The sequence below is a fragment of the Brunnivagina elsteri CCALA 953 genome, assembly GCF_002289455.1.
Lineage (GTDB): Bacteria > Cyanobacteriota > Cyanobacteriia > Cyanobacteriales > Nostocaceae > Brunnivagina > Brunnivagina elsteri.
Map to the genome: position 1 here is coordinate 1 of NZ_NTFS01000054.1, position 23,700 is coordinate 23,700.

Genomic DNA, 23,700 nt, shown 5'->3' on the forward strand with positions numbered 1-23,700 from the left:
ACGCGTAGCGCGTACGTTCCGCAAAGCTCCACTCAGAATGACAAATTATACCTTCCCAAACTTTTCAAACATGCTCTGAGATAATTTTCAGAAATATCATTCCAAATATCAAGCTACAAATGAATTACAGGCTAACTGTTCTATTCTTTGAGGTTAATATTTGACATTAGGATGATTTATTCTGATATGTTTTGTAAAAAAAATTACAGAATCTACTACGACAGACAGAATATAAAATAGCTACGATCGCAACTAAAGACAGATTAATTATCGGATGTCGCTAAAGCAAGATAAAGCCAGTAAAAAACAAAATAAGGTTAATTTTCACTGTTTATCACCAAGAAAAATTAAATATTAATTAAAAAATTAGCAAAACAATCAAATAATATGAGTTTCTTTAACAATTCCGTACCCCCATTACGACGCAAACGGGAAATTTTAGATATCCATGATTCAGAAGGGCTTTGGCAAGTTAATTGGCACATCGGACATATCAAGCTTTATTCAACTTTTTATACACGTATCGACCAAGCATTTATTTTGTGGGGTTTGTTATTAATTCCGATGTTTATGACGGCACAATTTTTGCCGATAAATTGGAGTTTGCAAGCTGTATTATGGTCTATTTTGAGTTGCATTGGAACCACTGTAATGATGAATTGGAGTAGCTACTGGGTAAAACGAAGACAAGTAGAATGGGTGCTTTATTGTTGGGTTTTTTTGATGCTTGCAGGAGTGGTTTTAACCAACTTAGGAATTATATTTAGTTGGGGAATAATACTAATGAATCTTTGTCCTCTATGGTTGGGATTGAGTGCATTAGGCTATTTATGTACTGGTTTTGCAGTGCGATCGCGTACTATTATTTTTACGGGAATTTTACATGCGATCGCAATTTTATTATTACCCTATTTTAGTGAATGGCAATTTATCGCCACAGGCACATTAATGGTGTCTTGCTTATTACTTCTAGCAGAATTTGAATGGGACCATTTGTAATTCACGATTCAGGATTCATAACTCAATATTAATACAAGCACAACTATTAACAAGTATTAAATTTTGAGCGATTTCAATATTAATATGACCCGAAAAACACCTTAAACCCATCTTTTTGACTTTTTTATGGGAACCTCTTGACATAAATTATGGTGAAAACTACCATAAGTAGAATAAGCATTCTTCAGGAGCGCTTTTTCGATGACAACTTTTTCGGGTTGGAATTACGCAAATCATGAGCAGTCGTTACTTAACCTTGCTGCTGACGATTTGAGCTTAGTGACAGACCTTTATCAACTAACGATGGCTGCATGTTATGTGGGGGAAGGAATTGAACAGCGACGTGCAAGTTTTGAATTATTCACTCGACGCTTGCCAGAGGGTTTTGGTTACTTAATTGCGATGGGTTTAACCCAAGCTTTGGAATATTTGGAGAAGCTGCGGTTTACCCCTGCACAGGTTGAAGCATTAAAGCAAACCGGGATTTTTGCCCATGCACCAGAACGATTTTGGCAGCTTTTACTAGAAGCGCGGTTTACAGGTGATGTCTATGCAGTGTCGGAAGGAACAGCAGTATTTGCCAACGAACCGATTTTGCGGATAGAAGCACCACTTTGGCAAGCGCAGTTAGTAGAAACTTATTTGCTGAATACGATAAATTACCAAACCTTGATTGCCACAAGGGCAGCGAGAATGCGGGATGTTGCGGGGGAATCGGCGACATTGCTGGAATTTGGCACGCGACGGGCATTTAGTCCTCAAGGTGCAGTGTGGGCTGCTAGAGCCGCCTTAGCTGGGGGTTTTGATGCAACATCGAATGTATTTGCAGCGTTGCAATTGGGGATGCAGCCGAGTGGAACAATGGCACATGCATTGGTGATGGCACTTGCAGCGACGGAAGGTAGCGAAGACCAAGCTTTTGCGGCATTTCACCGATATTTTCCGGGTGCATCCTTATTAATTGATACTTATGATACGGTTGCTGCGGCGGCAAGATTAGCGGAGAAGGTGAATAGTGGAGAACTTGATTTAGCAGGGGTTCGGTTAGATTCAGGGGATTTAGTTGAGTTATCCCATCTCGTGCGATCGCATCTTCCTGGAGTGCCTATTTTTGCTAGCGGTGATTTGGATGAATGGGAAATCGCCAGATTAAAAGCAGCAGGGGCAGAAATTGATGGATATGGATTGGGGACGAAATTGGTAACGGGAACTCCTGTAAATGGAGTTTATAAGTTGGTTGAGATTGATGATATCCCCGTGATGAAGCAGTCGAGTGGAAAAGTTACGTTTCCCGGACGTAAGCAGATTTTTAGAACTGTGGTAAATGGTAAAGTGACGGCAGATAGATTGGGGTTAATGGATGAAACTCCAGAAAATGGGCAACCTCTACTAGAGATATTTATGAAAGCAGGAAAATGCATCAAACCACAGGAAAATATCGGGGAAATTCGTCAACGTACATCAGCAACAGTCGCAAGCTTGCCTGAGGAAGTGCGAAGAATAGCAAAACCTATTACTCTGCATGTAGAAATTTCAAATCCGTTAGAAGAGTTAATTTGGAGGACAAAAAATAGGGAATTGGTTACTGGTTAGTTGTTAGTGGTTCGTGGTTAATTGTTAATTAGTATTTGGGAATTAGTCCTAAAATCTAAAATCCAAAAACGGGATATATCGAGTCTCTACAAATCCAAAATCTAAAATCTAAAATCCAAAATGGTTAAGATTGCTTTATTTGGAACAAGCGCCGATCCACCAACTGCTGGACACCAAACAATACTAAGATGGTTATCATCCCATTTTGATTTAGTCGCGGTATGGGCAGCCGAAAATCCGTTTAAGTCGCATAAGGCTTCATTAGAACATCGTGTCAGAATGCTGCGCCTTTTAATAGAGGGAATGGAATCCTCCCGTAGGAATGTTTTTTTGGAACAAGACTTAAGCAGTCTACGAACCTTAGAAACCTTGGAGAAATCAAAGCAACGATGGGGAAATGCGGAATATACTTTAGTAGTTGGTTCCGACTTGCTAACCCAATTACAAAGGTGGTATCGAATTGAAGATTTGTTGCGACAAGTTCAACTTTTGGTCATACCACGTCCAGGATATGCAATAGATGAAACTAGCTTGCGAAATATACACCAACTAGGAGCAAAAATTGCGATCGCATCTTTAACTGGTTTAGATGTATCCTCCACATCATACCGGGAACAAGGTGACTCTAACGCCCTTACGCCACTTGTAATTGACTATATTCATCAACAGCATTTGTACAAATGCCAGGACGCAACTCAAAAAAGCCTGTATATTCATTGAATCAACAACCGTTGGCTGATTTTAAAGTCGGTGTTGATAATGTTATTTTCTCAGTAGATACCGCTCAAAATCGGCTGCTGGTTCTATTAATCATGCGACAGCAAGAGCCATTTTCTAATACTTGGAGTTTGCCTGGTACTTTAGTTCGACAAGGTGAATCTTTGGAAGATGCTGCTTATCGGATTATGTCGGAAAAAATTCGTGTCAAAAATCTTTATTTGGAGCAATTATATACTTTTGGAGGACCAAATCGTGACCCCAGGGAGGATTTGAATAGTTTTGGAGTCCGTTATTTATCAGTTAGTTATTTTGCTTTAGTTAGATTTGAGGAAGCTGAATTAATTGCTGATGGAGTCACGGGAATTGCTTGGTATCCTGTTAAACAAGTGCCGCAATTAGCATTTGACCATAATGAACTTTTAGCATACGGACATAGGCGTTTACAAAATAAATTGGAATATAGTCCAGTGGCTTTTGATGTTTTACCGGAAATGTTTACTTTAAATGATTTGTATCAGTTATATGCGACCATTTTAGGCGATAATTTTTCTGATTATTCCAATTTCCGCTCTCGATTACTCAAGTTAGGTTTTTTGTCGGATACAGGTATAAAGGTGTCCCGTGGTGCTGGTCGTCCAGCAAGTTTATATCGATTTGATGCCGAAGCTTTTGCACCTTTTAAAAATAAGCCTTTGGTTTTTATTTAGGAATACAATAAATAAAAGAGAGACGCGATATATTGCGTCTCTACAACTAATATAATTATCTAAAAATTTAATATGAAAATGCCAGAAGATTGTGAAAATATTTCAGAAATCCGTTATGAAATAGACCAAATAGATCAGCAAATTATTGTTTTATTAGGAGAAAGGTTTGCATATGTCAAAGCAGCTTCTCAGTTTAAAACCAGTGAAGTTAGTGTTAAAGCGGAAGATAGATTTAATTCGATGTTGGAACAACGTAGAATATGGGCAGCAGAAAAAGGTTTAAATCCTGATGTTGTCGAGAAAATGTATAGGGATTTAGTGAATTATTTTATTAATGAAGAATTGAAGTCTTGGCAAGAAAATCATAACTCATAATTTTTCTCACAGACCAATACTAACTCCTAAACATTACCCAATAACTAAAATCATGAAAATTGCGATCGCACAACTAAACCCTATTATCGGTGACTTACTTGGGAATGCTCAAAAAATCCTCGAAGCTGCCCAAAAAGTCGCAGCAGAGAATACAAGATTGCTGTTAACTCCAGAATTATCCTTATGTGGATATCCACCAAGAGACTTATTATTAAATCCCAGCTTTGTGGAAACAATGGGTACAACATTGCAACAATTAGCCAGGGATTTACCAAAAAATCTAGCCGTATTAGTGGGTACTGTTGAAAAACATCTAGAAGCACATAGCAATGGTGGTAAAAACCTCTATAACAGTATGGCTTTACTCGAAAACGGCAAAATTAAACAAATCTTTCACAAACGTCTATTACCAACCTACGATGTTTTCGATGAACGTCGTTACTTTGAACCTGGTTTAGGAACTAATTACTTTACTCTCGATGGAATTGATATTGGTGTCACAATTTGTGAAGACTTGTGGAATGATGAAGAGTTTTGGGGTAAACGCACTTACGCAATCAATCCGATTGCAGATTTAGCAATTATTGGTGTCGATTTAATTATCAACTTATCAGCATCTCCCTACAGTCTCGGCAAACCACAACTTCGCGAAAAAATGCTCCACCACAGTATCCTTCGCTTCCAACAACCCATGATTTACACCAATCAAGTTGGGGGAAACGACGATTTAATATTTGACGGTAATAGCTTTGCCCTGAATCGCAATGGTGAACTGGTTTGTCGTGCTTGTGGATTTGATGTAGATTTAGCATTTGTTGAATTCGACATTGAAACAGGGGATTTACAACCCAGTTCCATCATTCCCATACCCGAAACCGAAGATTCAGAAATCTGGCAAGCATTGGTATTGGGAGTACGCGACTATGCCCAAAAATGCCGCTTCACCTCTTCTGTGCTCGGTTTAAGTGGTGGAATCGATTCTGCATTAGTTGCAGCGATCGCAACTGCTGCCCTGGGCAAAGATAACGTCTTGGGTATGCTAATGCCATCCCCCTACAGTTCCGATCATTCCATTAGCGATGCGATCGCACTCAGCGAAAATCTAGGCATTAAAACCCAAACTATCCCCATTGGGGAGCTAATGAAATCATTCGACAATGCCCTCTCTGGGATGTTCGCAGGCACAGAATTTGGACTCGCTGAAGAAAACATCCAATCCCGGATTCGCGGCAACTTACTAATGGCAGTGGCAAATAAATTCGGTTATTTGCTGCTTTCCACAGGTAATAAATCAGAAATGGCAGTCGGTTACTGTACCCTCTACGGTGACATGAATGGGGGACTCGCAGTCATTGCCGATCTACCCAAAACCCGCGTTTATTCCCTTTGTAATTGGTTAAATTCATCAACAACATCAATTCCCCCCAACATTATCACCAAAGCCCCCAGCGCCGAATTAAAACCTGGGCAAGTCGATCAAGACTCCCTGCCACCATACGATATTCTCGATGATATTCTGCAAAAATTAATACATAATCATCAATCATCCGCTCAAATAGTCGCAGCCGGATATGACGCTACAGTAGTCAATCGAGTCATTCAACTAGTCGCCCGTGCTGAGTTTAAACGGCGACAAGCCCCCCCAGGATTGAAAATCACCGATCGCGCTTTTGGTACAGGATGGCGAATGCCCATCGCCAGTATAACGTAGGGGAGAACGGTTGTTCGCCCTCCCCCAAATCACTACGGTATATGCACAAGTACTTCAATTCACCCAAATAAAAGAACCACACCCTAACCTTTATTAAGGGGAGGGAATTAGATTTATTATTTCCCCCTTGACTGATGGGGGTTAGGGGAAATTCAATAGCTGGTCAACATCAGAGACTTCTACCTACACCATAGCCCACTACAGTAAATCAAAATTAGGTGCAGTGATTATAATCACAAAATTTTTCTAAATTTATACGTGACATTTACTCATCACCGAGCTAAAATTTGCATATAACGCCTTCGTAAACAAGTGTCTGAAAGAATACCTGAGCTTTAGTTTCATCCCATTTTTGCTTGGAACTAAATATTACACTCTTGAGTATTTATTGGTATAAACATTCTTGCATTTAGACACAAAAAAAGCGACTGAGATTTTGCTATTCCCAGCGCTTCCCCGTATAACTTTATACCAATACACTTGCTTGCTGCAACATTTGAGGTTCGCACCACCCCTGTGGTTAAGGGGTATTGCGAATATAACCTGTGGCAAACATATTGTGAAGTGGTATCACTCCTTGCACAAATACAGGATATCGCTTGTGTAATTACTTGCGGAATCTGGTGAGTGACAGTTTGTTAACTGACACTAGTCAAAACTCCCAGTTCACAATGAACATTAACGGATATGGGAATGTAAGACAAGTAACAGAACCGATGCCGTAGCATATCGAGTCAAAGTATTGTATCTATCCTGTGGTTTATGTTTAGCAGCGTGCCGAACGTGGTAGCGTAAATTGCTGGTTTTCGGCAGGAAATCTACCACGAACCATGAGTAATGAATCCCTTCAAAGGTTTCTGCGAGTGCTTGCGTATCGACTTGGAGGCAATCGGGGCTAAAGTAGATGGAAATTTCCTCGATTGGTTTGGGTATTTGTTCTAAAAGTGCTTGCAGGGGAAAATTTAGGTTGGATGTCACCAAGTCAAATAATTTGAGTTGGTTGTTTTCGATTGCCAAGCAAGCTAAAGCATCTAGGCTGGGGAAGTAATATAAAGGAAGAGTACATTCGTTGACAAGGAATAAAGCTTTTTGACTGAACACCCCAATAATATTGGATACAGGTACACGTGTTTCTAGCATTCGATGAATTAGCTTAAATCATTGGGTTTTACCCTCAGCAAATGAGTGTTTAAATTTGTAGGTTTGCATAATTGGTTATTAGTTATTGGTTAATAATTCAGAAATACCAAAAAATAGTTCCGAATTGTAGGGGTGGGGTCTCCCCACCCTGACTAAGAATGGGATTTACAGATAAATTTATAATTGGCATATTTCATTTTCTCCAAATCCCTTAGCAAGTTATAGAGCAATACGGTTCAGTTAAGACTAAACTATTCAGTATTTTAAACCGCCATAGACACGGAGTGGCTTCCGTAGGTAGACGCAGAGAACGCCTTAGACGCGGAGCGGCTTCCCGAAGGGTAGGAAGAGAAGGAAAAAATGCTTAACTGAACTGTATTGAGTTATAGAGATAATTGAGCGTGATTTGCCACAAATGCGATGTATGAAACTTCTGAGGGGGTGACAATCTAGCTTCAAAGCCTTATGCAGCAAGGATTATAGAGGAGTATCCGAGAAGAAGATAAAAGTTACTTTAGAACCTTACCCAACAAAAAACAAGACTTTTGGGCTAGGCTTATTGATAATAGAATCAACAAAGCTAAGAAATGATATTTATCTTTTTATGATACACTCGCTTAAAACTCTTGCTGTGTCTTGAGTTCAAGAGTTTTCGTCACCCCCTCAGATGAAACTTATAATATATAAAAACAACAACAAGAGCAAAAATGCCAGTAAGTAAGTCTGTTAAAAAAATTAAAAAAGCAGTCATTCCCGCAGCAGGTTTTGGAACCCGTTTGTTCCCAACCACTAAGGTAGTCAAGAAGGAACTTTTCCCGGTAATTGACAAAGATGGCAGGGCAAAACCTGTAATTTTGTTAATTATTGAAGAGGCAATTAGTGCAGGAATTGAAGAAATTGCTATTGTTGTCCAACCCGATGACAAATCGATTTTTAAAAAGTTATTTAAGCGTCCTCCTAGTGCTGCTCTATTTGAAAAATTATCACCAGAAAATCAAAAATTTAGCAAATATTTAGTTGATATTGGTGACAAAATTACTGTTATTACCCAAACTCAACAAGAAGGTTATGGTCATGCTGTATACTGTACAAAAGATTGGGTTGGGAATGAGCCATTTTTATTAATGTTAGGAGACCATATTTACTCTTCAAAAATAAAAAAATCTTGTGCTAGTCAAGTTTTAGAAATGTATCAACAAGTAAATCATAGTGTAATTGGATTAAATACAGTTAATTCTGAACTATTACACAAAGTTGGTTGCGTTACTGGAAATTGGCAAAAGCAAAATTCAAGTCTTTCAATTACTGAAATTTCCGAAAAACCTTCTCTTGATTACGCACGGGATAATTTGCATCTGGAAGGTTTAGAAAAAGATGAATTTTTAAGTATTTTTGGTTTGTATGCACTGACACCAACCATTTTCGATTGTTTAGAAGCTGATATTAATAATAATGTGCGATTTAAGGGTGAGTTTCAGTTAACTACTTGCTTAGATGTATTACGTCAGCGTGAGAAGATGACGGGTTATGTTGTTGAAGGAACTTGTTTTGATATTGGTATCCCCGATGCGTATTTGCAGACTTTAAATGACTTTAGAAATCGGGATTAATTATGGTAGAATTCACTTTGCTATAAATTTGGAGACGTAGCATATCTACGTCTCGAACATCTGGAGGATTATACACATTAATAGTCACTGCGATCGCGTTCTTTTCCAAGTATATCGACTTGATATCTTTCAGGTGCTAAAAAAACTTTAATTCCAGTATTATTACACTTTTGCGAAAGCACACTGAGCAACTTAGTTAATTTTTCTGCATCAGGTTCAGTCGTTTCATTTATGAAAGATTCCTGGAGTAATTTAGGATTAATATGAGTTTCCAATTTTTCAACAAGTTCGTGACAGTCGGGTTCCTTTTCTAAGGAGATTAATGTATTTTTAAATCCTAAAAAAGCCAATCGATAGAGCAGTTTTTGACTCAATTGACCATCGAAATAACCTCCATGTACATTTCTTCCCCCCAATAAATTGTCAAATATCAAAACCAAGTTATCCCAAAAACTGAGTACTTCTTTGTCTAAACCTCTCGATAAAAGTGGTTCGACATTAGGATTATTCTTAGACTTATCTCTGTAATCGGTAACATCTCTGTAATTAGTACAATCAAAGTATGTAAATAATCCTGCAACTGCAAATTTTTCTGTCACGGTATTATTCTTTGAATAGAGTTCTTTTAATGGCTTATATTTATTATCAGAAACTATACAAATACATTCCATTGCACTATTCGGATTCTGATTAATACTGCCATTATTGGGATTTTGATTTGCAATCCCAAAAGCTAATTTGGGAGTATCTGAATCTCGATTCAAAAGTTTGAAATTTAAGGTAGTTTTATCAAAAGTTTCCTGATAATCACGAACCACAACATTACCCAATCTAAAACCGCGATCGTATGTATTTGCAGGGAAACTTAAATAATTAGCTGCGGTTGAAGCAACTCGCAACACATAGTCTCCCTGATTACTAAATAGATAAGACTCTTCAAATCGTCGAATCGAAGAACGTAAAACATTCGACCTTTCAGGCATAATAGTCTCAATCGGGATATCAGGTGAAGCTAGCACTAAACGACCTAAAGAAAAAACATTACCGATTTTTAGGGATGGCTGATTTTCTGGATTACTTTGGGTTGGGATAGGGATAGAATTTTTATCAAACACGTCACAAAGAATACGAATTGCATTTGTTGTTACAAATGCACCCATACTATGACAAATAAAAGATAGCTTGGTACTGTTTTTATGCTCTATATTTTGTTGTAATTTTTGTTCTACGATCGCATTATCAATTTGCCTAATTAGTTCTACTAAATCTGGAACACCATAATTTACCGCACGATAAGAATCTCGGAAGTAAATTGTAGACCTCAGTAAAATTGCGCCGAAAACAAAACCGAATAAAAAAGTGAAAAATGCTGTAATAAACACCAACAAACTAACCAAAAAATTCGGATTATTTAATAATAGAGCTGTACCCGTAAATGGGACTAAAAAAATCAAAAGTAAGGTAAAAGAAGCAATTACCCCTCGAATTGAAGAATCCAAAACTGTTCGGAAAAAAATTGGCAAACTTTTAATTGCATTGATAACATTGTCAATAAAAGACTGTGAATCATTATCCTTTTTTAAAGCTGTAGATTCTGATGGCCAGCGATATCCAATAAATACAATAGTTTTTTGACTAATGAATTTATCCTCAACAATATACTTATAAATATCTGTTGTCCATGTTTTAAATTCATCTGCTCCAGTATTGTATCCATGAATGTGGATAACAATTTCTGCTTCCTCTTGCTGTGCTGTCAAAAAGTTAGCAATTTCCGTGATTATCTTATTAGTTTTCTGGGATTTGCTTTGAGCATTATCTGGAGTATTATCTTTTTCGTCAGTCGTTTCCACAATAATTGGTGCATTACTAGAAACTAAATAACTAACAATCCGAGTTGTTGTTGAACCTTGGTGTTCAATCTCTATTTTTTCGATATCAAAAGGATAATTTTGCATAGGTTTAAAGAAGAAAAAAGAATATTAAAGGACTCAGTAATTACTTAATCAAAAGATAAAGATTAATACTTTCCAGAATCTAACTTTTCAGTGAGAATCTTTAAATTGATAAATGCGAAGGGATACATTCTAACTATTATTGATTGCTAACTAACTGCCGATTCTAGCATTTTGATTGTTCCTGCAACTGCATCCATTTCAACTTCTACTCCTAAAGGTATAGTGAATTTATCTTTTATATGACCAATCATTGAACCATAAAAAACTGGAATATTGAAACTTTGAAATTGGTCTTTCAATACTTGATTTAAATTAAACGTCGGTTCATCTCCTGGTTTGCAATTTGTACATTGTCCAAAAATAAATCCAGAAATCTGATTGAGAATCCCAGCATTTTTTAATTGAGCAAGCATTCTATCTATACGATACACATCCTCACCTATGTCTTCCGCAAATAAAATGCGACGATTCCATGAAGGTAGATACGGAGAACCCAGCATTGAGCATAGTACTGACAAATTACCACCAACAAGCTTACCCTTCGCTTTCCCTGGATTTATGACTTCAACCCTTACGGATTCTGTCTTCGGATTTTGCATAGTCATACTTGCACCATCGAAAAGAATAGGTTGGAGATAGCTTAAGGTAAACTCATTCCAAGTCGAAGTTGCAACCGCACCGTGAAATGTCACAATTCGACTACGGGCATTTATGGCTAATAATAATGATGTAATATCGCTATATCCAAGAATGATTTTTGGATGTTTGCGAATGTCTATATAGTTAAGTAAAGATAAAATGCGATTGCAACCCCAACCACCACGCATTGCAATAATTGCTTTTACAGATTTATCTGCAAACATTGTATTAATATCATTTGCTCGTTGAATATCTGTCCCCGCTAAATATCCATATCGTTCTAATATATGCTTTCCTAACTTGACTTTTAGCCCTAAATCTGTGAAAGTTTTCGTTGCATCTTCAATATCTTTCTGCTCAATAATACCTGCTGGTGCGACTAATCCCACAGTATCACCAACTCGTAATCGTGGTGGTTTCATAATGATTTGTGGGCTGATTTCTCCTCTAACTTTGAAGAGTGGTAACTGAGTTGCTAAGGTTGTTAGTCCAGTAGTAGTAATAAATTGACGACGATTCATAGCTTAATAAAAGCGGAGTATTACCATATTACAATAAGGGTTTTCAGAAAATAAAATATTCTAACTATATACTTACTAATCGTATCATTTCTAAGTCAGGGTGGGGAGACCTCTATAATTTAGGACAGTTAATGGTTTGGGTTCTCACATCCCTGACTGATTGAGGAAGTTGAGGGTATAAATATTTGTATAAAATGTATTATTAAGCTTTGACTTTATATTTTTTTAAATTATATATTCATCAAGATGAATATTTATGCTTTATTTCTATGTTGTTTATTAATAAAGTCAGTGATACTATTCCTGCTGAGTTTTGTGAATATGATAATGTTTTGAAAACTTCTACAAGTGGAGCAGAATTAGAGTTTTTGCCACTTACAGATTTTACAATATATCGTTTAGATGCAAAGATTATCGAAAAGTTAAAACCAATTTATGAATTAAGTAAATTAAATGGCAAGATGATTTCACGGCAGCCACATTTTGGTCGATTTATCCAAATGCTGGTGACTGTAGGATTAATTAATCATTATGCAAGTATTCAATATCCACAAGAGGAGAAATATTATGCCAAACTTAATCGTGTAGATTTTGAAAAGCATAAACAAGCAATGTTGAAGACTGCATCTAAGTACGATAATATTAATTTAGCGATCGCATCAAAAAAGAAAAGTAAAAAAACTTTTAGTCTCTTAGCATATTATCTACAAAAAGTAAAGAATAGTTTTAAGTTTAGTTTTAAATATAATTTTAAATATACCTATTTTCAACACAGTCATGAAAGTTTAAATGATACTCAATTAGAGTCGGAAGTAGATGAACATAGAATCGAAAAAGTAATTTTACAAATTTGCGATCACTTGGAATCTTTAAATTTAGTGGAATCTCCTGGTGATAATGTTTTGAAGGTGGGTATTGATGGTTCTGTACATGGAACAAATACCAATAACATTCATGATTATGAAAAACTTTTTAAGACTAGTCGAGATAAACGTTTTAGATTTCGCATTTATAGTGGTCAAGAAATAGGTTTTCCTGTTTGTGATTCAATTGAAGAAACTATTGATATATATAAGTTTGTTGTTGGGGTATTAAAGAATAATGGCGTTCATTTTACAACAACATCTGGTGTTCATTTACATGTAGGTATTGAAAAACAAGCAGAAACAACCACAGAAATTATTAATCATTTGGCAAATATTACATCTGCATCTGTTGCGGTTTCTCAAGTTCTCAATAATATTCTGCCTCCAACAAGAAGAAATAATCGCAAAGACGCAGAGAGAATAGTAATATGTTAGGTGGCATTATTCTGGATTAATTGCACCTCGTACCAAAATTACCGTACTCTCAACTCCAGATGCGATCGCTTCGGGAATATTTCCTTTTATTGCCTGTTGTAACATTCCTTCACGGGATGCACCTAACACAACTACATCATAATGTTCTTTGTTAACTAAATCTATTACCCCTTCGCTGACTGATTCAGCTTTGATAGCTTCCGCGATAACTGTTGTGTAAAGCTGACGACGACGAATAATTTGCCGGATTGCGTCTTCTAATACCGTCATGTCGGGTTTGGTTTCGTTGGGATGGAAGACTCTAGTTAGGTGAATTTTTGGATATTCTCCTAAAGTGACTAATGCTGGTAATAATTTTATCGCGAGCCAAGCATTTGGTCCCCCTGCCATTGGAATTAACCAGTTGTTGAATGGGGGATTGGGTTGGGAGGAATGGTAAGTGCCTAGTTTTACTAGCATAACTTCGCAGGTCGCTTGACGAACTACTGTATCGACAACATTACCAAATATCCTTCCTGGTGTGTCGGTGTTCCCTTTCCATCCCATCAACATGATATTGATGTGGCGTTCATTAATTGTTTCTAAAATGGCTTGAGCAACGTCGTGAGCAACTCTAATTTGGGTGTGGATGGGGATTTTCCATTTTTTCCCTAAAACTTCAGCTTGACGTAGTAACCTTCTGCTTTTAGCTGTGCGAACTTGGGTTTCTGCTGGAGAACTGTACCGAGGCACGAGCATGATTTGTACACACTCGATTTCATAATGTCGTTCCTTTGCGATCGCAACTGCCATTTGAATTAAAGTGGCTGCTGTGTCGGGATTGGCAATTGGTAATAATAGTCTTCCTCTACCAGTGCTGGGGGAACGGGTTTGGTAAACCAGGTATGATGGTTCGGTTGGTGGTTTTTCAGGGTTTTGGCAGTTGAGACGATCGGCTTCCGCACGGATAATGTCACCACGGGTAATAATTCCGATCAATCTTTTCCCTTCCAATACAGGCAAACGACTGATTTTATATCTGTCTAGCAAGTAGAGAACATTACTCAAACTGTGATGTGGACTCACTGTAACTGGTTCCGGTGTCATCAGTTCCCGTAATACCATTTGCTTGATAATTGCGGACTTATCCAACTCCTCGCTGGAACTATCACCAACCTTGAGTAAATCAGATTGGGTGATAATTCCCACCAGTCTGCCTTCATCGACTACGGGGAACCCGCGATGATGCGATCGCGAAAATGCCTGCATTGCTTCTTCAACTGACATATCTGCATCAAAGCTTTCAACCCGACATTGCATTACCTCCCTGGCTGTTAATTTGGTGAGAATACCGTCGGGGGAACCTTGGTTTTGAATGTTAATGCCGTTTAATTTCAGCAGCTTGTCGTAGAGGGAACCGGGTACTAATTTATCTGCGACTAAATATGATGTCACCGAACCAATCATTAATGGTAGAACCAAATTAAAATCGGTTGTCATTTCAAAAACAATCACAATCGCTGTAATTGGGACTTTAGAAACACCGCTAAAAAATGCTCCCATTCCCGCTAAAGCATAGGTAGTCGGGGAACCAGCATGTAACAAATATTCCTGAAAAATCCCAATAATATGTCCCAAACAAGAGCCTAAAATTAGACTCGGTGCAAATAGTCCACCTGGTGCCCCCGAACCAAAGGCAACCAATGTCAGAAAAAATTGGGAAATAAATGCGATCGCAGCTAAGGATGCATTACCAGAAGTAGCAATCACAAATTCCCGCAATCCTGTATTATCGCGGAATGATTCGGGTAATAAAGCAACAATAATTCCCGAAGTTAACCCAGCTAAAGCTATTCGTATCGGTAAGCGAACATGTAATCTTCGGTATAACTTAATGCTATAAATTAAGCCAAGATTGAATAATGCCGCGAAAAGACCTGCACAAACCCCTAACAATAAGTAAAAAGGAATTTCCGTAATTAAAAAACTACTGGAAAGCTTAGTTTCTGGGAGATTGAGCAGCAAACTACCACCACCTAAAAGCCGGGAAACCACACCACCAATAAATGAAGCGATGATGGCTGTTCCTAGAGTTAACCCTGATAAATCTTGTAATAGTTCCTCAATAATAAACAAAACCCCAGCAATTGGGGCATTGAAAGCAGCAGCTAAACCAGCACCAGCACCAGCCGCAATCATTTGCCGACGATGATCGGGAGAAGTAGGAACCAAGCGACTCATCCCAGCCGCAAGCCCAGCTCCTACTTGTACAGTTGGTCCCTGACGACCTAAAGTTAAACCCGAACCAATTGCAATAATGGCACTCAGTAACTTGACAAATGCAACTCGCCAGGATAATTTTATCGGCACATTTGCGAGGGATGCTTTGACTTGAGGGATACCGCTACCCGAAGCTTCCGGGGCTAATCTTTCCACCAGCCAACCAGCCACAAACCCAAACCCAACACCAACGAGAGGAAGCACAATCCAAGCGGGAAATAGATGGGACGTACGTACCCTCCAAGTTCCCAAAGCACCCGAACCAAACTTCAACAGCACCGCAGACAAAGCAGCGACTAAACCAATTACCGAAGCCTCTGCGATCGCTAAACCTCTTCTTGGTTGCCACAAGTTGCGGAACCGATAAGGCAGAACAGGGGAAGGCATAAAAGTTGCAAATAAAAAATTGAATTCAGCAGTCAGGAATCAGGAGTAGAGACGACTCGGTGAGTCGTCTATAATTTAGGAATCAGGAATCAGTAGAGACGACTCGGTAAGTCGTGTATAATTTAGGAATCAGGAATCAAAAGTCAGAATGTTAATTTAGTAAAAATCTCAACTTTCAATTAGGGCGATCGCTTGTACTTCCGATAAAGAAGGAAGCCAAGCCCTACTTTTGTATAACTATAAGAAATAAAATGCTTGACTGGGCTATGAATTGGGAGTCAATCGTAACATCTAATGGTTTATCCTTTGGGACTAGCAATAAGCTGATATCAATTCTGGAACTATCTTCCCATGATTTCAGTCTTGTTTTGATTTATTTAATGGTTATTGGTTATAGCGTTTCCTAATCACATGAGGTGTATCCCATAACTCCCTCCTCACAAGCGGGGATGGGGTTGGTTAAGAAGACGTTCCGGTGGAACGTCTCTACGATATCCATATAATTCATAATTCATAGTCCAAAATCCTCTATCTAATGTTTACTAATAATCGAAAGCCCTTCAACCACCAACGACGGGGTATAACAAGAGCCATTCCAGTCAGCATCATCACCTAAACCCACCAATTGTTTCAGGGCAGAATAAACATTACCTGCGACCATCGTATCCTTAACACGCCCGATTACCTCACCATTCTTAACGCGATAACCTAAGTCAACATTGATCGAAAAATCACCCGAAATACCGCTACCACCACCCAACATTTGGTCAACTATCAAGCCATCATCGAGTTGGGAAATTAAAGATTTTAACGGTGTTGTTCCTGGTTGAATCAAGAAATTAAATAATCCAGGGGTGGGATAACTACTTAAACCAGGGCGAAAACCATTACCCGTGGTATTAACACCCAAACTACGCCCTGTGGCGCGATCGCAATACAAATTTTCCAATACCCCATCCCTAATAAATATCAAAGGTTGGGTTGGTGTACCTTCATCATCAAACGGACAACTAAATGGACCCGTGATGGGGTCTTGGTATAAAGTCAAACTTGGTGAAGTTACTACTGTATTAATTCTTTCTGACCAAGGTGAAGCCTTTTCGAGAATCCGCTTGCCATTTAAAGCGGCTTGTATTGTGACCCAAAGCATATCTGCCGCTTTGGAAGTGAACAACACTGGAACGCGCCCCGTAGGCGGTATAACGTTTTCTTGTGCCCAGTTTAAACGCTGGAGAATTTGCTCTACTACTTTTTGATTGTGTAAAAAATTACGTTGTGTTTGTCCGTCGGCGACAGTTAAAAAATCATCACCACGTACCCATTCCGCAGAAAGGTAACAACTCAGCGTTGTATCTGTGTAGTGACAATCCAAACCCTTAGTATTGACAAGGCGAGTCGTTTCCACATCCCGCTCCCAATCACCATTACACATTACTTCCGGATAGGAATTGCGAATCAAAGCTATTGATTCCCTACCCCAAGCTACCAACTGTTCCAAAGGGACATGTTTTCCCACATCGGGATAAACCGATCCTTGAGCGCAAGTTAGTTCGACAACTTCAGGTGGATTAAGTTGACTTAAAGCCAATGCCCTTTCCACCATTGCCCTAGCTGCCACCGAACCATAGGCAACCGCAAGTCCTGGACAGCCATTGTGCCACAATCGTAGAACCGTACCTTCCGATTGACTAGTTTCGATTTGTTTAAGTCGGTTTGCCTCAAAAAAAACAGGTTGAGAATGCGATCGCGATTGATACACTTCCGCAACCTCTGCCCCCGACTTGATGGCAAGTTCTAGGAGTTCTTCGGCAAGCGATGAAAGCGGTGATTGAGAAAACCCCATGATAGTTGCTGGCTGTGGACTTGGTTTAAAAGAGCGAGACAATGCGATCGCTGTCTGACTCCCTTTACCCCTCAACAACTTTACGGCAGAATGACCTCCTGCAAAAGCCAAAAGCCAGCAAAAGATTCGGATTCTGGACTTGACTGGATGCCAATAAAATGCACTCCATTAGCTTTTTGTCTTGCCTTTTCAAAGGTAGATGCTTCAGTTTTTATATTGGGATTGCTGATATTTGACAAAATCCAGCTTTCGGTAGCACCAGTTTCTAGCACTAACCTTGCTCCTTGGGTATCGTCAAATCTCAAACTCGACAACTCTAACCCCGACATCCAAGCTGCCATAGGTAATGCCCTGGATGAGAAAACCAACACACCAGGTATTGGTGTATCTGCACTAATTCCCATCATTTCTAACGGAAACCCTTCACCAAAGCTAATATCCCACTCTGGCATATCATTAAAATCACTAGCACTCAAAGTCACAAATCCCCATTTTTCGCCCTCCAAAGCATCAGGTAAACGCTGGGGAAGCGGTGCATCAAGTCGTACTGAGGGATTTGTCCCACCTTGATAACCTGGTTCATTTGGATATACCTGCTCCATGCGTTGGGTTAGCCAGTTATGTAGCATCAAAATCCGGCGACTTGGTTGCACGGGAATACCTGCATCCTGACAGGCTTTTGTAATCATATTGTTCATTTGCCGACGAAAGAAGCGAACACGGCTTGGAGATTCTCCTGAAGTTGCGATCGCTTCTTGTATTGCAGTTCTCAACCACACCGAGTTTACCTCCGTACTCGGGCAATACTTAGTAAAGCGAAATAATGAATCTGGCTTTGTGCGTACATCCAAGGGGCTTTCGCAAATCAAAACTTCCCAAACTTTTTTCTGATTTTCGTCCAAAATTGGACGTGAGTAAAAATCAAGTTCCCAAATACTGCCCATATTGATTTAGATGACTATGCCGTTAAGCTTTAGCAAATGTTTCTTATATTTCTTATGATAGGAGCAATGGGGAGTCGGATTCTGGAGTGGGGCAGGAAATATTATGAATCTGAATAACAGTGGATTTACTGGGAAAATTTCTTGTGATTAAAATTTTGACTATTATTTTCCATACCTAGTGACTCATATGCATATCGGAAGTTAGGATAAAACTAAAAACCCCCATCACATAGTACCTAGAATATTTCAATTACCCTATCCCCTATTCCCCACTGCCCAAAATATATGAAAAATAGTCGTTATCCATCTCCATACTTTCGTTTCCTCAAAGCTAGGTTGTGGAATTTAACACGTCCAGGTTTTTGGGGAACTGCTATTTTTTTATCTGTTGTTGGGTTAGTAATTAGGGAATTTTGGTCACGTCCGGATATACTTACTAGACAATCCCAGCCAGTTGCTACACAAGCACAAGCAAACTCAACACTTTCGGCTGAAGATAGGGCAGTTGTCGCTGATATCGATAACCTATCAGTTTTGAATTATGACTTTGAGCAAAGTCTGGAGTCAACGCTAAACTCAGTCGAACCAATCTCCAAGCCAAAAAAGGGTAATAAAAGTCCTTTGGAGGAAGCGATTAGTAAGGAAAATACGCAAAACGAGACTAAACTTAATTCTACTGCGGTAAATGCCAAGCCTTCATCTCTAATTAAGAATCCTTTCCTGACACAAGCTAATAATTTATTACAATTTGGAAACACCGAAAATAATAATGTATTTTTAGGGGTAAATTCCCTGAATCCGCAATCTTCTCAAGAGGATGGGACAGAATCTTCCTCAAATTTGATAATAGGAAATAGAAGAAATAGCTTTTATGGAAGGAATAACCAAAGAAATATTGCAATCGATTCCCTAGATACTACACTTAACCAATCTCCTAGTAATCGTAATTTATCAATTTCAAATAATAGTAATTATCTAAATTCATTACAAACTTCATCTAATCAACAATTTATTCCCAATCAAGGTAATCTTTCCAATTCCAGCTTGAATTCTCTAAATCCAAATTCTTTAAATAACTTTGGACAACAGCAACAAATAAACATCCTACCAAACCAGGGTTATTCACAGAGCTATTCACAAAGTTATCAACAGGGTTATTCTTCTCCTACTGGCTTAAGCACAAGTGGGGTAAATAGCATCCCAAATACAACTGGTTTACCACAAACAACTCTTACAAATCAGCAATCCATTTCTTACGGAAATAATTACGATAATAATATTAATAGTAGCTACAGTAATTATAATAATAATTACAGTAATATGAATAGCAATACTTCATTACCAAATACAACACAATCAACACAGTTAACATCCCCAGTTGGGATTCCTGCACAAAATTATAATACGCCTTATTCCACAGTTCCAACCGCCGTTCAAAGTAATTTACCTGCAAATCAAAATATCAATAATGATGCAGTTAAACGAGGTTTACAACGGTTTGACCCTTCATTATTTCCTAATCAAGTACCAAATCAATAATAATTTCCGCTTCCATGATAATTTTCATTGGAAAATGCATAAAACCCACTCCTAATCTCCCATTTCAAGGCAGTGCCGATTCATCCCCTAAAACACTTTAAAAATCAAGGGTTCTAGCAATTTAAAACTGGTTATTTTGTTACCAGCTTGTGGAGAGAACAAACAAATTTACGGTTGCCTGAGTGCTTAAAAGTTTATTTAATCGTCACCCTTACTTAGATTTTTATCGCTAACTATCTTGACAAATCCTGTTTAAAAGGGAACGAAACAGCCCTGCCGTTTCAAGGAGGGAAAATAAAAAGTCTATTTCCCTCATGTACCCTACTTAAAATCAAAATAATGTGCAGCTTTACAAATAATTGGTATTAGCTGTTAACTACTTCACCACCATTGGGGTGCAGTACTTGACCAGACATATATGATGCATCATCTGACGCTAAAAATACGTAGCTAGGTGCGACCTCTTCAGGTTGTCCAGGTCGTTGCATTGGTACTTGTTTGCCGAAACTGGCTACTTTCTCTTCAGGAAAAGTAGAGGGAATTAAAGGTGTCCAGATTGGACCTGGCGCAACCGCGTTAACACGAATACCCTTTTGGATTAAATTTTGTGATAGTGAACGAGTAAAGGCAATAATTGCTCCTTTTGTGGATGAATAATCAAGCAATTGGGGACTACCTTTATAAGCTGTTACAGAAGTAGTATTAATAATTGCACTACCTTTCTGCAAGTGTTTTATTGCTGCTTTAGTCATAAAGAACATCGAAAAGATATTAGTACGGAAGGTTTTTTCTAATTGTTCTTGACTAATATCTTCGATATTTTCTTGTGGGTGTTGTTCGACAGCATTATTAACAATAATATCAAGTTTACCGAATTCATCAACTGTTTGTTGAATGGCATTTTGGCAAAATGATTCGTCTCCAATATCACCTGCGATAGCAACTGCATGACGACCATATTTTTCAACTAAATTTTTGGTTTCTTTTGCATCTTCGTGTTCGTTCAAATAAATAATCGCTACATCCGCTCCTTCTTTCGCAAATGCGATCGCAACTGCCCTTCCAATACCGCTATCTCCACCTGTTATCAAGGCAATTTTATTTTCTAATTTACCACTCCCCTTTGTGATTCTAGCCCTGGTAGGTTCTGCTGTTGTGGTGGTTGTAATTGTTGTTCTGACATATTTTCCTCTGTGTGATAAGTTTTTATGGTTAATAGTCAATAGTCAATCGATAAAGAATAATTTATATCTTCTACAAAATCCCCATTATTCACTAATCACTATTAACTACTAACAACCATCTAAAACTAAACCTTGGATTGATTACTCTCTCCAAGGTTTAGTTTCTGTATGTTCCTATTTACCATATTAAATTTAGTCGATGTCTACTCAATACTGCTCGGTTAAGGAAATAAAGTAGGCTGTAACTCTTGAAATCTTGTTGTTTCTAATGCTCAAAAAAGGCTTAATCGAGCAGTATTGGATGTCTACTAACTAAAAATATTTACTGCAATGAAACATTATTTGTATTTGAGATTGAATTCTAATTTATAGTGTACTTTAAAAAAAATTATCACTCTACAGATGTAAAATAGTTTTAATTTTATTAGTCTGAGGACGTAACCAAAAGGGTGCTATGTAACAGCGAAAATCCAAGATTGATTTCAAAGAAATTTAACAACTGTCAACATTTCCGTATTTCTTAGGATATATCTAAGAGTAGGGCAGCTATAGGGAGTAATTTGGAGACTATTAGTATGCAAACCGTTAATCTTTCGCATTTAGATGGGACAAACGAACAAATCGATCAATTTCGTAATCTCCAGCTTAGTTTACGCGATCGCTGGAAAACTATCGAACTTTTCGACAACAGCGATGCCGATATTGTTGTCATTCCCTCACTGAGTATAGACCAACGGGAACTCAAAAAAGTTGAAGGTTGCGAACATTATGAGGAAAGATTATTATTCTCCCTCATCCGTTTACGAAATCCGCGCACAAGATTAATTTATGTAACATCAATGCCGCTACATCCAAGCATTATTGATTATTACTTACACTTATTACCAGGGATTCCATTTTCCCATGCGCGAAATCGTTTATTGCTGCTTTCAACTTACGATTCTTCCCAAAAACCCCTGACTCAAAAAATATTAGAACGTCCAAGATTATTAGAAAGAATTCGTCAAGCAGTGCGGATGAATAAAGCATTTATGGCTTGCTATAATGCCACCGATTTAGAAGCGGAATTATCGGTAAAATTAGGTGTACCATTATATGCAGCAGCTCCAGATTTACAAATTTGGGGTACAAAAAGCGGTAGTAGACAAATATTTGCAGAATCAGAAGTACCCCATCCCGATGGTAGTCAAAGGGTTTGGAATGCGACAGAATTAGCGGAAGTCGCCGCAGAACTTTGGGAAAGACAACCAACTTTAAAACGTATGGTTATCAAGCTGAATGAAGGTATTTCTGGAGAAGGTAATGCACTATTAGATTTACGACCGATTGTTAATTTAGCACCACCTCAAGGAACTCACGTAGAAAGAGTTATAGCAATATTAAATGCTTTTCATGTAATGCGTTTTCAAGCAAGTCAAGAAACCTGGGAAAACTTCTCCGGACGTATTTCCGAATTAGGTGCGATCGCAGAAGCATTTGTGGAAGGTGAAATTAAATTTTCCCCCAGTGTTCAAGGACGAATTACACCTACAGGTGATGTGGAAATATTATCAACTCACGACCAAATTTTAGGTGGTCCTGATGGACAAATTTACCTTGGTTGTCGCTTTCCTGCTGATGCTGAATATCGCTTACAGTTACAGGAGTTAGGATTAAAAGTTGGCAAGAATTTAGCTGCCAAAGGTGCGCTCGAACGTTACGGTGTGGACTTCGTAACTGTTAAACAAGATAATGGGGAATGGGACATTCAAGCAATCGAAATTAATCTCCGAAAAGGTGGTACAACCCATCCTTTTATGACCTTAAAACTGTTAACAAATGGTCATTATGATTTATCGACGGGTTTATTTTATAGTCAGCAAGGAAGAGCTAAATATTATATTGCCACTGATAACTTACAAAAAGATAGATATAAGGGATTATTACCGAATGATTTAATGGATATTATTGCCCATCACCGCTTACATTTTGAAACAGGAACCGAAACCGGAAGCGTTTTTCACTTAATGGGTTGTTTGTCGCAATTCGGCAAGTTGGGATTAACAAGTATTGGTGATTCTCCACAACAAGCAGAAGATATTTACAATAAAGTAATTAAAGTATTAGATGCAGAAAGTCAAGACGAAAACAATGATTTTTCGATTTTCTCTGACTATACTTCCCCGATGAGTTGGGAAGAAGGCAGTGGCTAGATTTATATCTTGCTGAAATCAGGTAAATTGTGGTGTAATTTAATTTTGATAAATTAAATCCGTAGGTTATTATCTACC

The 23,700-nt window shown here is 38.2% G+C and carries 16 protein-coding genes and 1 pseudogene; 10 read left to right on the forward strand and 7 right to left on the reverse strand.

Annotation, left to right across the window (positions count from 1 at the left end):
• Positions 1-387 precede the first annotated feature (387 nt).
• The 6 genes from CK510_RS07260 to CK510_RS07285 all read left to right on the forward strand — a co-directional run bounded on the left by CK510_RS07260 (position 388) and on the right by CK510_RS07285 (position 6,105).
• Positions 388-999, forward strand: coding sequence for a hypothetical protein (locus tag CK510_RS07260; RefSeq protein ID WP_095721067.1), 612 nt, complete (start codon positions 388-390; stop codon positions 997-999).
• A gap of 201 nt (positions 1,000-1,200) precedes the next feature.
• Complete coding sequence (locus CK510_RS07265) at positions 1,201-2,592, forward strand: nicotinate phosphoribosyltransferase (protein ID WP_095721068.1); 1,392 nt, start codon at positions 1,201-1,203, stop codon at positions 2,590-2,592.
• Between the two features lie 120 nt (positions 2,593-2,712).
• A complete protein-coding gene (locus CK510_RS07270) occupies positions 2,713-3,312 on the forward strand; it encodes a nicotinate-nucleotide adenylyltransferase (protein ID WP_095721069.1) in 600 nt (199 codons plus the stop codon).
• The gene (locus CK510_RS07275; RefSeq protein WP_095721070.1) at positions 3,273-4,019 is read left to right on the forward strand and encodes an NUDIX hydrolase; all 747 of its coding nucleotides are present in this window, start codon (positions 3,273-3,275) and stop codon (positions 4,017-4,019) included. The genes CK510_RS07270 and CK510_RS07275 overlap by 40 nt, the downstream gene beginning before the upstream one ends.
• Positions 4,020-4,097: 78 nt before the next feature.
• The gene (locus CK510_RS07280; protein ID WP_245911914.1) at positions 4,098-4,394 is read left to right on the forward strand and encodes an isochorismate lyase; all 297 of its coding nucleotides are present in this window, start codon (positions 4,098-4,100) and stop codon (positions 4,392-4,394) included.
• A gap of 52 nt (positions 4,395-4,446) precedes the next feature.
• A complete protein-coding gene (locus CK510_RS07285; RefSeq protein WP_095721072.1) occupies positions 4,447-6,105 on the forward strand; it encodes an NAD+ synthase in 1,659 nt (552 codons plus the stop codon).
• Between the two features lie 678 nt (positions 6,106-6,783).
• Here the strand turns inward: CK510_RS07285 and CK510_RS07290 are convergent.
• Positions 6,784-7,245, reverse strand: a complete 462-nt coding sequence (locus CK510_RS07290; RefSeq protein ID WP_095721073.1) for a hypothetical protein — start codon at positions 7,243-7,245, stop codon at positions 6,784-6,786.
• Between the two features lie 707 nt (positions 7,246-7,952).
• On the opposite strand from CK510_RS07290, the gene CK510_RS07295 reads away from it, so the two are divergent.
• Positions 7,953-8,855 carry a sugar phosphate nucleotidyltransferase gene (locus CK510_RS07295; protein WP_095721074.1) on the forward strand — a complete coding sequence of 301 codons (903 nt, stop codon included), beginning with the start codon at positions 7,953-7,955 and terminating at the stop codon, positions 8,853-8,855.
• Between the two features lie 77 nt (positions 8,856-8,932).
• On the opposite strand, the gene CK510_RS07300 is transcribed toward CK510_RS07295, so the two are convergent.
• Both CK510_RS07300 and CK510_RS07305 read right to left on the reverse strand, forming a co-directional pair.
• Positions 8,933-10,813, reverse strand: a complete 1,881-nt coding sequence (locus CK510_RS07300) for an alpha/beta hydrolase (RefSeq protein ID WP_095721075.1) — start codon at positions 10,811-10,813, stop codon at positions 8,933-8,935.
• Positions 10,814-10,959: 146 nt separating this feature from the next.
• Positions 10,960-11,973: a S66 peptidase family protein gene (locus tag CK510_RS07305; protein WP_095721076.1), complete on the reverse strand. Its 1,014-nt coding sequence runs from the start codon at positions 11,971-11,973 to the stop codon at positions 10,960-10,962.
• A 269-nt stretch (positions 11,974-12,242) separates the two neighbouring features.
• On the opposite strand from CK510_RS07305, the gene CK510_RS07310 reads away from it, so the two are divergent.
• On the forward strand, positions 12,243-13,274 hold the full coding sequence (locus CK510_RS07310) for an amidoligase family protein (protein ID WP_095721077.1): 1,032 nt from the start codon (positions 12,243-12,245) through the stop codon (positions 13,272-13,274).
• A 6-nt stretch (positions 13,275-13,280) separates the two neighbouring features.
• Here CK510_RS07310 and CK510_RS07315 read toward each other — a convergent pair whose 3' ends face one another.
• The 3 genes from CK510_RS07315 to CK510_RS07325 form a co-directional block, all read right to left on the reverse strand.
• Complete coding sequence (locus CK510_RS07315; protein WP_095721078.1) at positions 13,281-15,920, reverse strand: chloride channel protein; 2,640 nt, start codon at positions 15,918-15,920, stop codon at positions 13,281-13,283.
• 532 nt (positions 15,921-16,452) lie between these two features.
• Positions 16,453-17,763, reverse strand: coding sequence for a TldD/PmbA family protein (locus CK510_RS07320; RefSeq protein WP_095721082.1), 1,311 nt, complete (start codon positions 17,761-17,763; stop codon positions 16,453-16,455).
• An 80-nt stretch (positions 17,764-17,843) separates the two neighbouring features.
• The gene (locus CK510_RS07325; protein ID WP_095721079.1) at positions 17,844-18,707 is read right to left on the reverse strand and encodes a Tab2/Atab2 family RNA-binding protein; all 864 of its coding nucleotides are present in this window, start codon (positions 18,705-18,707) and stop codon (positions 17,844-17,846) included.
• Between the two features lie 285 nt (positions 18,708-18,992).
• Between CK510_RS07325 and CK510_RS07330 the strand changes: the two genes are divergently transcribed.
• Positions 18,993-20,246 (forward strand): hypothetical protein, encoded by a 1,254-nt coding sequence (locus CK510_RS07330; protein ID WP_095721080.1) that lies wholly within the window; start codon positions 18,993-18,995, stop codon positions 20,244-20,246.
• Positions 20,247-20,611: 365 nt separating this feature from the next.
• On the opposite strand, the pseudogene CK510_RS07335 reads toward CK510_RS07330, so the two are convergent.
• Positions 20,612-21,429 (reverse strand): annotated as a pseudogene (locus CK510_RS07335) (SDR family oxidoreductase).
• Positions 21,430-22,005: 576 nt separating this feature from the next.
• On the opposite strand from CK510_RS07335, the gene CK510_RS07340 reads away from it, so the two are divergent.
• Complete coding sequence (locus tag CK510_RS07340; RefSeq protein WP_095721081.1) at positions 22,006-23,622, forward strand: peptide ligase PGM1-related protein; 1,617 nt, start codon at positions 22,006-22,008, stop codon at positions 23,620-23,622.
• The last annotated feature ends 78 nt before the right edge of the window (positions 23,623-23,700 follow it).